The 12,645-nt window shown below is 40.3% G+C and carries 11 protein-coding genes; 3 read left to right on the plus strand and 8 right to left on the minus strand.

The features are described from left to right. On the plus strand, positions 1 to 445 hold a 445-nt coding region (locus ACI882_RS17645), incomplete at its 5' end, for a CoA transferase (protein ID WP_411748578.1). A 137-nt stretch (positions 446 to 582) separates the two neighbouring features. Beyond that, positions 583 to 1,809 carry a tyrosine-type recombinase/integrase gene (locus ACI882_RS17650; RefSeq protein ID WP_411748579.1) on the plus strand — a complete coding sequence of 409 codons (1,227 nt, stop codon included), beginning with the start codon at positions 583 to 585 and terminating at the stop codon, positions 1,807 to 1,809. Between the two features lie 612 nt (positions 1,810 to 2,421). Here the strand turns inward: ACI882_RS17650 and ACI882_RS17655 are convergent. The 8 genes from ACI882_RS17655 to ACI882_RS17690 form a co-directional block, all read right to left on the minus strand. Next, positions 2,422 to 3,246, minus strand: coding sequence for a glycerophosphodiester phosphodiesterase (locus ACI882_RS17655; protein ID WP_411748580.1), 825 nt, complete (start codon positions 3,244 to 3,246; stop codon positions 2,422 to 2,424). Positions 3,247 to 3,580: 334 nt separating this feature from the next. Then, complete coding sequence (gene choV, locus ACI882_RS17660; RefSeq protein ID WP_411745564.1) at positions 3,581 to 4,768, minus strand: choline ABC transporter ATP-binding protein; 1,188 nt, start codon at positions 4,766 to 4,768, stop codon at positions 3,581 to 3,583. Positions 4,769 to 4,785: 17 nt separating this feature from the next. Continuing rightward, positions 4,786 to 5,613: a choline ABC transporter permease subunit gene (gene choW, locus ACI882_RS17665; RefSeq protein ID WP_411745563.1), complete on the minus strand. Its 828-nt coding sequence runs from the start codon at positions 5,611 to 5,613 to the stop codon at positions 4,786 to 4,788. Between the two features lie 81 nt (positions 5,614 to 5,694). Further along, positions 5,695 to 6,609: a choline ABC transporter substrate-binding protein gene (locus ACI882_RS17670; protein ID WP_411745565.1), complete on the minus strand. Its 915-nt coding sequence runs from the start codon at positions 6,607 to 6,609 to the stop codon at positions 5,695 to 5,697. A 146-nt stretch (positions 6,610 to 6,755) separates the two neighbouring features. Next, entirely contained in the window at positions 6,756 to 8,435 is a 1,680-nt protein-coding gene (gene betA, locus ACI882_RS17675; RefSeq protein WP_411745562.1) for a choline dehydrogenase, read from the minus strand. A 15-nt stretch (positions 8,436 to 8,450) separates the two neighbouring features. Continuing rightward, positions 8,451 to 9,914, minus strand: coding sequence for a betaine-aldehyde dehydrogenase (gene betB / locus ACI882_RS17680; RefSeq protein ID WP_411745561.1), 1,464 nt, complete (start codon positions 9,912 to 9,914; stop codon positions 8,451 to 8,453). Then, positions 9,911 to 10,546 carry a transcriptional regulator BetI gene (gene betI / locus ACI882_RS17685; RefSeq protein WP_411745560.1) on the minus strand — a complete coding sequence of 212 codons (636 nt, stop codon included), beginning with the start codon at positions 10,544 to 10,546 and terminating at the stop codon, positions 9,911 to 9,913. The genes betB and betI overlap by 4 nt, the downstream gene beginning before the upstream one ends. A gap of 387 nt (positions 10,547 to 10,933) precedes the next feature. Next, positions 10,934 to 11,584: a peroxiredoxin gene (locus tag ACI882_RS17690; protein ID WP_411748581.1), complete on the minus strand. Its 651-nt coding sequence runs from the start codon at positions 11,582 to 11,584 to the stop codon at positions 10,934 to 10,936. 511 nt (positions 11,585 to 12,095) lie between these two features. On the opposite strand from ACI882_RS17690, the gene ACI882_RS17695 reads away from it, so the two are divergent. Beyond that, positions 12,096 to 12,645, plus strand: a 550-nt coding sequence (locus ACI882_RS17695; protein WP_411748582.1) for a hypothetical protein, incomplete at its 3' end; no start/stop codon positions are given.

Raw genomic sequence — 12,645 nt, forward strand, 5'->3', positions numbered from 1 at the left:
TAATGACGCTCAATTTAAACGTTTTTGTGATGTTGGAGGTTGCCAACACTTATGCGAAGACGAACGCTTTGCAACCAACCAATCGCGTGTTGCCAACCGCAAAATGCTTATCCCTATGATTCAAAAAGTACTCAAAACCAAAACACGCAAATGGTGGTTAGAAGCCTTAGAAAAGGTTGCCGTACCTTGTGGGCCAATAAATAATCTAGAGCAAGTGTTTGAAGATGATCAAGTCCAGCATAGAGGCCTGAAATTATCATTAAAACACCCAACACTCGGCACAGTACCATCAGTTGCCAACCCAATAAGGTTCAGTGAATCTCCCATTACTTACGACCAAGCCAGCCCATCTTTAGGTGCAGATACCAAATCTGTTTTAAAAGAGAGTCTTCAGGTATCAGATAAAATACTTCAGGAGCTTAGAGAGAAAGGTGTTCTGGGTTAATGAATAAATAATTAAGCAGTAATCGCAGTTGCGCATTTAAGATAACCTCTTTATTGCTTCCGATACTGTTCAGTACTCGACATATAGTATTAGCCCATATAGAATACACCTTATGTTAACTAAACAGATAAAATGTCATGAAAATCGATAACCCAACGCCGTTGTTTCCTAAGCAAGATGACTTCTCTAGCTTTGATCTGCGTGATTATCCGAATATTAAGCCTGCGCTCAATGAACCTTGGAAACTTGAAGATTGGCAGCAAGCTTTTGATTTTTTGGCGTACATTAACCGCAACAAGTCTAAAAACACCTTCACTAGATTTCGCAGTGAAATAGAAAAGCTGCTGTTGTGGTGTTTTCTTGTGAAACAGGAACCTTTGGCGTCACTAAGAAAATCTGACATCTTGGAATACATCGATTTTTTCTGGAGTCCGCCTAAGCATTGGATGGCATTTAACAATTATGATCGATTTGTTTTATCTGAGGGCCGATTTCTCGTTAATGAGAAATGGATGCCTTATAAGGTTTCAACACCTAAAGCTTCGGTTATAAAACCCGATAAATCTAAATATCGACCATCGCAGCAATCGTTGGCGTCACTGTTTACGGCCAACAATGCATTTTATAAGCATTTAATTGATGAAGAATACCTTATTGGTAACCCTGTACCCTTGGCTAAAAAGGACTGCCGTTACTTCATTAAAGACGCTCAAGTTAGGAAAATTAAGCGCCTCAGTGAGGATCAATGGGAATTTGTGCTGACAACAGCCATAGATTTGGCTGATAACGATGTATTTTATGAGCGCAGTTTATTTCTAATAATCACGCTAAAAGCTCTCTTTCTAAGAATTTCTGAGTTGTCAGACCGTGATGAATGGAGCCCAACCATGGGTGATTTCTGGAAAGACCATGATGGTAACTGGTGGCTCAAAATATATGGAAAAGGGCGCAAAATACGAGATGTTTCTGTACCGAATAACTACCTAGATTACCTACGGCGCTACCGATTAAGCCAGAGTCTACCTGCACTGCCCTCACCTAGCGAACCCTCGCCTATCATTTTCAAATTACGAGGTCCAGGCAGCCCCACATCACGGCAACTCACGCGTTTGGTGCAAGAATTATTTGATAAAGCTTATGACAAAATGGTTAAAGAAAAAGGTGTCGAAGATTCACAGCAGCTTAAAGAATCATCAACGCATTGGTTAAGGCACACTGGAGCTAGTATGGAAATTGAGCGTGGCCGAGACATGAAAGATTTATCTGATGATTTAGGTCACTCAAGTATGGCAACGACAGATACGGTTTATGTTCAGTCTGAAAATAAGAAGCGCGCTGAGAGCGGCCGAAATCGTAAAATATAATATTTGGATGATATTTTTTAATGTTGAATTATTAGCTAGATTATAAGCCATCATGAGCCTGTAGATAATAATCTGGCTTGCTTAATTCACCTGTGAGTTCCGGAAACTTTTAGATAGGCATACTTTACAGTTATCTTAATAGTTTAAACTCAATTCCTAGCTTAATATTATAGTTGTCAGTTGTATATTCTCCGAATCCTCCATTATCAACTAATGAATAATATTTTTGACCTTTTATAAATAACCAGTATCGATTACTTTTACCCAATTCAGGCTTTATGTTAATTGAAATTCCGGGCTGGGGCTGGTTAAGATAGGATACCTTTTTAACTGCAATTCCGGCGGACAACCAGTCTATAGGCTTTAGTGTATAGCCTAGCTCTACCTCTATCGTAGAAGGAATGCTCAATATATTTTTATAGAAGCTTGTCGAGCCCGTTAAATAAAGAGTCGAATTCTTATTTTCATCGGTCGAAACATAGTTTAGGCCAATCTCTATTCTATCGGCCAGAGAGGTACCTATAATTACTCTGACGTGATCCGAATCTAATTTTGAGGCTGGCTCATTTGCATAGATCGAACTTGACACTAAAAGTAAAAACAGAAATTTTTTTATAATAGTAACTCCTGCTTTACACTCACACATGACTCAAGTGAATCTGTCGTAATATAATTAACACGTAGATTAAATGCTTGTATTAAGTCTTTCCTTGTATTGACACCGTAGAGTCCAATTTTTTTATTGAAGTACTGGAGCCGTTGAACATTATCATTGCTAATTGAAGAAACATCCACCCCTGAAAAACCATGTTCTAATCCTTGAACATAAAATGAGTTAGCTATTAGCAACTCAAATTTTGGACTATAAACCTTAGAAAAAGGATCCGTTAGAAAATCCTTCATAAAAACAGTGCCTTTAATCCGAGAGAGATCATCATTATAAATTTGATAGATTAAGTTTATCGTTTTTTGTTTGGGTCTATCCTTAAACTCAATATAAATTGTAAAATCTGTTTCAAAAAATTGTAACAATACGTCTTCTAACGAAGGAATATCATCTCCGTTTTTAAGCATACAGTTTGTAGAGAGATCTTTAAAATTAAAATCAGCTATCCCTTTATCAATTGGGCAATTCATACCAGGCTTTGATTTCGCATTGTTTGATAACGCCTTATCATGGAAAACCATTGCTACATCATCTTTTGTATGAAAAATATCTAACTCAATACCATCTGCGCCAATGTTAAAAGCGGACAAAAATGAGTCCATCGTATTTTGAAAATTATCATCAACAACATTGCCTCTATGTCCTATACATTGGACATCAGTCAAATTTATCTGACCCACACTATCACAAGAAGACATGAAAATTGGAAGCCATAGGATAATGGCGCATTTTATAAAGGTATTTGGTTTTCGATTAATATAAAATGACATAAACTTTGCCATGTACCTTAGAAAAGAAAAAGTTAACTACCATAAGAGGATAAAATGCAATAGCTTAATACACCCGATGCAAACATCATAAATAGCTTTGCTCATACAATTATCAGTGCTTATGATATATGCAGACTGATTCATTATCCAATATATCACTATATGCACCTAACCCATTTTAATGATATTCAACCATTAGTTAAAGATTGTCTGCTGCGGATTATCATCCTAATGTCTTTGATAACAAGGACTTAGAAAATAGCCCCGCTCATTGGAAGGCCCAATAATTGAGGGCTCTTCCCATACAGTTGCCTTACAACCTAATTAATATCGCTTAATCGTCTCCAATAAGTTTGCCTAACATGGCGTGATAAATCTCTCGATCGCCTATGTGGCCAATCAATTTACCGTTATCTTGAACCAATACACCGTGACCAGATTGATATCGAAGCGCCATAACGGTTTGCATTGTGGTATCTAGTGGCACCACCAATGCACGAGATTTTCCTACATCGTCCGTGTTTCGGCTTTCTTCAGTATTCCATAAAGATAATGGGACTTTTGAATCGCCATAGCGCATATAACTATCTTGTAGGTTTTGCTCGGATGAAAGCCAGCAGTCATCTCGCATGCTTAAACAATAGTCGCCATTAACTTGTTTTATTTCATCAAGTGATCGCATCAATGCATGAGCGTTTACAACATCAACAGGGTTGATATGCGCTACGAATTCGCGAACATAATCTGTCGCTGGTTTCATGACGATATTTTCAGGAGTGTCATGTTGGACTATTTCACCGTCTTTCATGATTGCTATGTGGTTGCCTAGCTTTAATGCTTCATCTAAGTCATGGCTAACAAACAATACTGTTTTGTTTAGCTTTTTTTGCAACCGTAACAGTTCATCTTGTAACTGGGTACGAATGAGCGGGTCTAATGCAGAAAAAGGCTCATCCATCAAAATGATATCGGTTTCCATTGCAAAAGCACGGGCTAAACCTACACGTTGTTGCATTCCACCAGACAATTGGTTTGGTTTACTGTCCGCCCATTCTGCTAGGCCAACGAGTTCTAATTGCTCTAGAGCCTTGGCTCGAACTGTGGCTTTATCTAAGCCCTTTTGTTCCAAGCCAAATGCAACGTTTTCTGCAACGGTTAACCAAGGCATTAATGCAAACTTTTGAAACACCATGGTAATCAAGTTCATTCTGGCTTGTCGGCGTTCATCTTCTGTTAAATCGTGAAAATTTTGAACGCCTTGTTCTGTTTCAAGAAATACTTGGCCTCGTGCCAATGGATTCAACCCATTAGCGGTTCGCAATAGGCTAGATTTACCAGAGCCAGAAAGACCCATAAGCACGCAAATTTCACCCTTGCCTACTTTTAGACTCGCATTTCTGACCGCGGCCGTTAAGTTTGTTTGATCTTGGATATCTTGTAGCGAATCGCCGTTATCCAAAAGCGGAAATGCGCGCTCTGGTTGTTTACCAAAGACAACATCAACATTTTTAAATTCAATCATTACTTATGTCCTGTCGTTTATTTGGTTTTAAAAACACGGTCTAACATGATGGCTACCAATACAATCGCTAGTCCAGCTTCAAAGCCAGTTGCAATATCAACTGTATTCAATGCACGTACAACGGGCTTACCTAAGCCATCAGCTCCAACCAAGGCTGAAATAACAACCATTGATAAACTGAGCATAATGCACTGAGTGATACCGGCACGAATACTAGAAATAGCCGCAGGGATCTCAACTTTAAGAAGTAAACTTCTGTTTGTGCAGCCAAACGCCCGCCCTGCTTCTAATAGCTCTTTAGGTACTTCTGAAATACCTAAATAGGTTAGGCGTATAGGTGCAGCAATGGCGAAAACAATGGTCGATATAAGACCAGGCACAACACCTAAACCAAATAGAGTTAATGCGGGTATTAAATATACAAAAGGAGGTATTGTTTGCATTAAGTCCAGTAGTGGACGTAGAAAACGATATAACCAAGGCCTGTGAGCGGCGGCTATGCCAATAGGCACGCCAATAAGCACACATGAGCCCGTGGCATAAATAATAAGGGAAAACGTCTCAATAGACTCTTCCCAATATCCTAAATTCCAAATAAGAAGTAGAGATAATACAAAGAACGCAGTTACGCCTTTATTGCGCTGTCGCCAAAACACTAAACCAGCAACAATGCCAATAAATAGCCAAGGAGGCAGCATTGATAAACCATCAACTAGGCCTTCAATCATGGTATCTAAAATATTTGAAACAGCATCAAAAAACGAACCGCTGAAGTCGATCAACCCATCCATTGAGCGTTCAGCCCACTTACCGATAGGTAGTTTATTTTCAGTTATAAAACTCATATTAACAGTGTCTTATTCCATTTATTAAAAAATCCGGATTTGTCTTTACCAACCCGGATTAAGAAGTCTAACTATTCAAAGCTATATTTTTAAATGCGCTTTTACTGCTGGTAAAGCTGGCTTACCTTCTATTGTAGAAACACCTTCTAGCCAGGTTTCTAATACAGCTGGATTAGCCTTCAACCAATCCATCGCGGCAGCTTCTGGCTTTTTACCATCATTTAAAATGCCAGCCATTACTTCGTTTTCAGCTGCAAGGGTAAAGGTTAGGTTTGTTAGTAACGTTCCAACGTTAGCGCACTCTTCTGTGTAGCCTTTACGAACGTTTGTGTGAACACTAGCGCCGCCAAAATCAGGACCGAAGAAATCATCACCACCGCTCAAATAAGCAAGCTCGAAGTTTGCGTTCATTGGGTGCGGCTCCCAGCCTAGGAAAACAACCCAGTTATCACGCTTAGTTGCGCGCTTAACTTGCGACAACATGCCAGCTTCGCTAGATTCAACAACTTCGAAGCCTTTTAAACCAAAAGCATTTTGATCAATCATGTCTTGAATCAGACGGTTGCCATCGTTGCCTGGCTCAATACCAAATATTTTGCTGTCAAACTTTTCAGCGAACTTAACAAGATCTGAAAAGTCTTTAACGCCCGCATCAAATACATACTTAGGAACCGCCAAAGTATACTTTGCACCCGTTAAGTTGGTATGGATAGTTTCAACTGTACCTGCTTCACGGTATGGCTTTATATCGCCTTCCATGGTTGGCATCCAGTTACCTAAGAAAACATCGATATCACCGTTTTCGATAGATTTATACGTCACGGGTACAGACAACAACTGCGTGTCCGTCTCATAGCCCATACCCTCTAATACGGTAGAGGCAATTGCTGTGGTTGCTGTAATATCGGTCCAACCTACGTCAGAAAACCGAACTGTTTCACACTGATCTGCTTGCGCTGTTAGTGCAGCAGTCGCAACAAGCATGGGTAGAATCATCTTTACTCTCATTGTGTTTCCTATCTTTTTAGTTTTCATTTTTCCAACTTATTGAAAATATTGCAGAAATTGCATTCATTTCAATAAGCTGATTGAAAGGCAGTGCTTTGGTTGTATCCAAGTACTGCCTTAAACTTTTGGCGCTATTAAATTTTATTAATAGCGCTACCTAGACGTTGTCGTGTTTGCCATTGCGTATCCATTTTAACGTCTACGTTAACGGCCGGCGCAGCTTGGCCAAATAAGATTAGATCAGCTACTCGTTCTGCAACCATAATTGTCGGCGCATTCAGGTTTCCGTTTGGAATAGTCGGAAAAATTGATGAGTCAACAACACGCAGCCCATCAATACCATGTACTCTGGCTTGAGGATCAACGACCGCCATTACATCTGTGCCCATTTTGCACGAACAAGATGGATGATAAGCACTTTCGACATTGCTACGAACAAAGGCATCAATTTCTTCATCCGATTGGATATGCTCGCCAGGTTGAATTTCACCGTCGCGATATTCATCGAAAGCCGGTTGAGCTATTATTTCACGAGTTTTACGTACGCAATCTCGGAAGCCCTCTCGATCAATTTCATTCTCTAAATAATTAAACTGTATTAAAGGTGCATCGTGTGGGTTAGCCGATTTTACGCGCACGAAGCCACGGCTCTTAGGTTTGTTATGACCGATATGCACTTGGAAGCCATGGCCATCAAAAGCAGCTTGACCGTCGTAACGCATTGCAGCTGGTAAGAAATGGTATTGTAAGTCGGGCCATTCAACGCCTTCTTTTGAACGAATGAAACCACAACTTTCAAAATGGTTTGTGGCGCCTAAGCCAGTTTTAGTGAAGAACCACTGAGCACCTATAAGCCCTTTGTTAAACCAATCCAACTTTCCATTTAAGGTAATAGACTGCTTACATTTGAATTGGAAATAGAACTCCAAATGATCCTGTAGATTCTCTCCAACACCAGGAAGTTCATGTTTAAGTTCGATACCAGCTTGCTTTAGGTGTTCTGCATTGCCAATGCCTGACAACTGCAACAAGTGCGGTGAACCAATCGATCCAGCACTTAGAATGACTTCTTTGTTGGCATGACTCGTTTTGATTTTACCTTTGTGCTCATAGCGAATTCCGGTTGCTTTGTTAGCTTCTAAGTCGACTCGATGTACTAAAGCATGCGTAATAACATCTAGGTTATCTCTTTGCATTGCCGGACGTAAATAAGCATTTGCAGTAGACCAACGGCGACCGTTTTTTACGGTCATGTGCATTGCACCAAAACCTTCTTGCTGCGCGCCATTGTAATCACTTGTGAATTCATACCCAGCCTCTTCACCTGCTTTGATAAAAGCAGAGTAAAGTGGGTTTTTCATTTCATTACCGTTGTTCACACCTAATGGACCGCGATCTCCTCGATAGTCATCGCCACCAAAACTCCAGCTTTCTGCCTTTTTAAAATAAGGTAAGCAATGTTGGTAATCCCAATCATGGGCGCCCTGCTCTGCCCATTCATCAAAATCTTTGGCGTGTCCACGCACATAAACCATGCCATTTATAGATGACGAACCACCAAGCACTTTACCGCGTGGACAATGCATTTTTCGGTTATCTAAAAAGGGTTCTGCTTCTGTTTCAAACTGCCATGCATACTTTTTTGTATTCATCGGAATAGACAACGCAGTTGGCATTTGAATAAAGATGCTTTTATCACTGCCACCGATCTCCACCAATAACACCCGATTGTTCGCATCTTCAGTGAGTCTATTTGCTAAAACGCAGCCAGCAGAGCCAGCACCCACAATAATATAGTCGTATTGTTTACTCATTATATTCCTGCCGCCTTAGTATGGGCTGTCAATTGAATTCATTCCCACATACACCGCTTTTTGCTGGGTGTAGTGGTGTAAAGTCGACATACCGTTTTCTCTACCGATTCCCGATTGCTTATAGCCACCCACAGGCATTTCCGCTGGACTGTTACCATAGGCATTGATCCAACAGATACCGGCCTGTATTTGATGAATGACTCGATGTGCTCGTTGGATGTTCTGGGTGAATATACCTGCAGCAAGTCCAAGCTTTGTATTATTTGCGCGTTTAACTACTTCGGCTTCATCACTAAAGGTTAAAACAGACATCACCGGACCAAAAATCTCTTCCTGGACGATGGTCATATTGTCTTCACAATCTGAAAAAATAGTTGGCGCGACAAAGTAACCATTAGGCGCATCGCTAGGTGTTAAAGTAGTTCCACCGCACATTAAAGTAGCGCCTTCAGCTTTACCTTTTTCGATATAGCTCATTACTAGCGATTGATGCTTTTTAGAAATCAATGCACCGAAGTTAACGTCCGGGTTCATTGGGTCGCCAATAACGATATTGTTTGCAGTGCGCTCTAATAAGCGTTTCAAAAACTCTTCTTTAATGGCTTTGTGAACAAACACTCGGGTACCATTGGTGCAAATTTCACCTTGGGTGTAAAAGTTACCCAGCATGGCAGCAGATACCGCCTCATCAATGTTGGCGTCATCGAAAACGATCAACGGTGATTTACCACCCAATTCCATCGTAACGTCTTTTAAACTGGTGGCTGCGGCTGCCATCACTTTTTTACCTGTTCCCACTTCACCGGTAAACGATACTTTGGCAATATCGGGGTGATGCGTTAACGCCTCCCCTACTCTATGATCACCTTGTACAACGTTAAAGACACCGGCAGGTAAACCTGCTTCGTAGAAAATTTCGGCCAACTTCAAGGCACCTAGTGGGGTTTCTTCAGAGGGCTTGAATACCATGGCGTTTCCGGCAGCTAACGCAGGCGCTGCTTTCCAACAAGCAATTTGTAATGGGTAGTTCCAAGCACCGATACCGGCACAAACACCCAGAGGTTCACGGCGCGTGTAATAGAAGTCACCGCCTAAATCTTGCTGGTTACCTTCAATTGATGGTGCTAGTCCAGCAAAAAACTCAATGGAATCTGCTCCTGTGACAACATCAACAACACTTGCTTCTTGCCATGGCTTACCTGTGTCCACCACTTCGATAGCAGCCAGTTCATCATTGTGCTCACGTAACAGAGCGACTGCTTTTAATAAAATTCGCGAACGCTCCATGCCAGCCATTGCTGACCATTGCGCAAAGCCTCGTGCTGCAGAGGCAACAGCTTCATCTACTAAACGCTGGCTAGCTTGTTCGACCTGATAGGCCAGTTCGCCAGTGGCTGGGTTTATAACATCGAAATATTCTTTGCTATCACTGGCAACATAGCACCCATCGATAAATGATTGATAAATTGGCTTGCTCATATAACTTCCTTCTCAGTCTCTTCGTTAGATTGACTGTTAGATGACTGATGTTGCTTGACGATGCTGTGAATAAAGGCCATACAATAGTTTGCCGAATCCTCAACAGAAATTGGGTTTGCGCTCAATGCTCTTCTTAGCCACAGGCCATCAATTAGAGCCGCCGTTGACTGTGCGGCTTGATCAACTTGCTCTGAAGGCAATATTTGACGGAACGAATAACGTAAGTTCGACAATAGGCGGCGTTCGTTTACTTGTTGTAATGCTGCAAACTGTTTGTCGTGTAGCGCTTGCGACCAAAAAGCTAACCAGGTCTTAGCGCTTTTATCTGACGTTTGAATTTGAGCGAAGTTGGCTTTTACAATGGCTTCTAAACGACCAACAGGGTCATCAGCTTTTAGCTGATGCAGTTCTTTCATTAATTCATCATGAAGCGATTGCAATAGAAAACGAACGGTTGCTTCTAAAAGCCCCTGCTTGCCGCCAAAGTAATGATTAATTATGCCTGTAGAGACACCAGCTATCTTTGCAATCGAGCTTATTGTCGTGCCACTAAATCCAAACTGCTCAACAGACAGTAATGTCGCATCAATAAGTTGGCTTTGACGCAGTGGCTTCATTCCCACTTTGGGCATTCATAGATCCTCTACAAGTCGATAATTATTATTAATTGATCGTTCAATATAAAATAAATGATAACGAGTTTTGTATAGACATCACAAGGTTAAATGATAGAGAACTATTGAAATTAGTGTTTTTTTCTTAGTTATCTAATCTTTAAAAATCACCAATAGCCACGTATATAGATGCTTTAATGGATATTTGTTACTTTAATATTTAGTGTACGAATATATTGTAAGCGTTCGTTATTTGGAGTAAAAACAGCAGAGTTGGTCAGTAAATATGCAGGTTTTTAGGCGGGTAAGACGGGTTGTGCTTGGGAAAAATAGTTTTATTAATAGTTGGCCCATAAAAAAGCAGCCCTAAGGCTGCCTGTTTATTCTGCTGTTAAGCTCGCTTTATTAAGGAGCCTTTGCATAACGCAAGTATGGTAGTTTGATATCAATTTCACCAAACTTCTCTTTAGCTTGATCGTCGTTTAAGCCTAACGCAACAATAACATCTTGCCCTGGAACCCAATCTGCTGGTGTCGCAATTGGTGCACCATCTGTAATCTGAATGGCATCTAGCGCTCTTAAGATTTCAGCAAAGTTACGTCCAACCGACATTGGGTAAGACATGGTTAGGCGAACTTTCTTATCCGGACCAATAATAAATACGGTTCTGACTGTTGCGCTGTTTGCTGGGGTGCGGTCATCTGGAAGATAAGCTCCAGCCGGCAGCATGTCATACAATTTAGAAACCTTTAAAGACGTATCGTCAATAATTGGGAAATCTGCTGGTGCGCCAGAAAATGCTTCAATATCGTTCTTCCATTTAACGTGCTCTTCTACACTGTCAACGGATACACCCATTACTTTGGTGTTGCGCTTCTTAAACTCAGGCACTAATTGCGAAACTGCTCCGAACTCAGTTGTACAAACAGGAGTAAAATCTTTTGGGTGTGAGAATAGAATGGCATAGCCTTCGCCAATCCAATCATGAAGACTTAATTCACCTGCAGTTGAATCAACAGTGAAATCTGGTGCGATATCATCAATTCTAATAGACATAATTGTATTCCTTTTGTGATTAACTAGATTGCATTGAACTTCATAATCAATGCACTGCTTCATATAGATTAGATATTTCTAATATTAACTTTAGCGATACTATCTTTAAAAATCAAGTAGGGTAAGTAAATAAACCCTATGTAGTCGATAGCATAAAGCTATTAGGTTAACGTAATCAAAAACTTGGCTTCTTCTAAACGAATGTTATCTAAAATTTGATTTTTTTAATAAAGCAATTCATAGGAACTTCGTCGCTGGGCAGCTCAAGTTGAGCTAATAAAGTAGGTAAACTATGGAATTTGCGACTCATTCTAAACTCCTCCAGAAACTTGATCTTCCCTTTGTGTGTAAATGAACTGCACTAACAAAAAACATCATAACTTAGTGCCTGTGCTTTCTCTATTGACTAGACGCTTAATTTACTATATGTAAAGTTCATTGTTTTTTTGCTTTTATTTCATCCGAATTTCAAGTTTTTGCGTATAAAAACTAACTTCAAAGAGAAATTTTTATGAAATACACCCGCTTACCTTTATTTATATTGCTGATCTTTTCAGTTATGACACTCGCCATCGCTCAAGGTTGGATTCCTAGTGGGTTAGATTTGCTTGAATCATTGCGCAATAGTGTTGGCGAGCAGTGGTTTTGGTTGGTGGTTTTTTGTATATTTTTAGAAGCACTTATTATAATCAGTTTGTATTTTCCAGGTCAGTATATAGCGGCAATATTAGTGATTTTGTCAAGCCCAAGCACAAATGATGTCCTGTTACTCAGCCTAGCAATGGTCATAGCCACAACGGCAGGTTCAGCGGTGAATTATGCGATAGGACGATATTATTCAACTGAAAGAACGACCAAGCAGATATCCTATAAAACATTATTACCTGCACTAATTCACTCAAGTGGCTTAGCCATTTTTACGTTTAATTGGGGTTTACAGCGTGGCACTAATAAACTTATTTTAGTGGCTGCACTATTAAATCTACCCTATTACTTGCTCATTATGGTCGTTACTGTAACTTTTGGAGAGCAAATAATAGCGGCGACAGACAACCCTATAA

This window comes from Reinekea sp. (assembly GCF_046710285.1).
GTDB lineage: Bacteria > Pseudomonadota > Gammaproteobacteria > Pseudomonadales > Natronospirillaceae > Reinekea.

What these genes read in the sequence shown, in the direction of transcription:
- choV (WP_411745564.1), bottom strand. Translation starts at nt 4,768, where the DNA reads ATGATTGAATTTAAAAATGTTGATGTTGTCTTTGGTAAACAACCAGAG.
- ACI882_RS17650 (WP_411748579.1), top strand. Translation starts at nt 583, where the DNA reads ATGAAAATCGATAACCCAACGCCGTTGTTTCCTAAGCAAGATGACTTC.
- betI (WP_411745560.1), bottom strand. Translation starts at nt 10,546, where the DNA reads ATGCCCAAAGTGGGAATGAAGCCACTGCGTCAAAGCCAACTTATTGAT.
- ACI882_RS17670 (WP_411745565.1), bottom strand. Translation starts at nt 6,609, where the DNA reads ATGATTCTACCCATGCTTGTTGCGACTGCTGCACTAACAGCGCAAGCA.
- betB (WP_411745561.1), bottom strand. Translation starts at nt 9,914, where the DNA reads ATGAGCAAGCCAATTTATCAATCATTTATCGATGGGTGCTATGTTGCC.
- ACI882_RS17655 (WP_411748580.1), bottom strand. Translation starts at nt 3,246, where the DNA reads ATGTCATTTTATATTAATCGAAAACCAAATACCTTTATAAAATGCGCC.
- ACI882_RS17690 (WP_411748581.1), bottom strand. Translation starts at nt 11,584, where the DNA reads ATGTCTATTAGAATTGATGATATCGCACCAGATTTCACTGTTGATTCA.
- betA (WP_411745562.1), bottom strand. Translation starts at nt 8,435, where the DNA reads ATGAGTAAACAATACGACTATATTATTGTGGGTGCTGGCTCTGCTGGC.
- choW (WP_411745563.1), bottom strand. Translation starts at nt 5,613, where the DNA reads ATGAGTTTTATAACTGAAAATAAACTACCTATCGGTAAGTGGGCTGAA.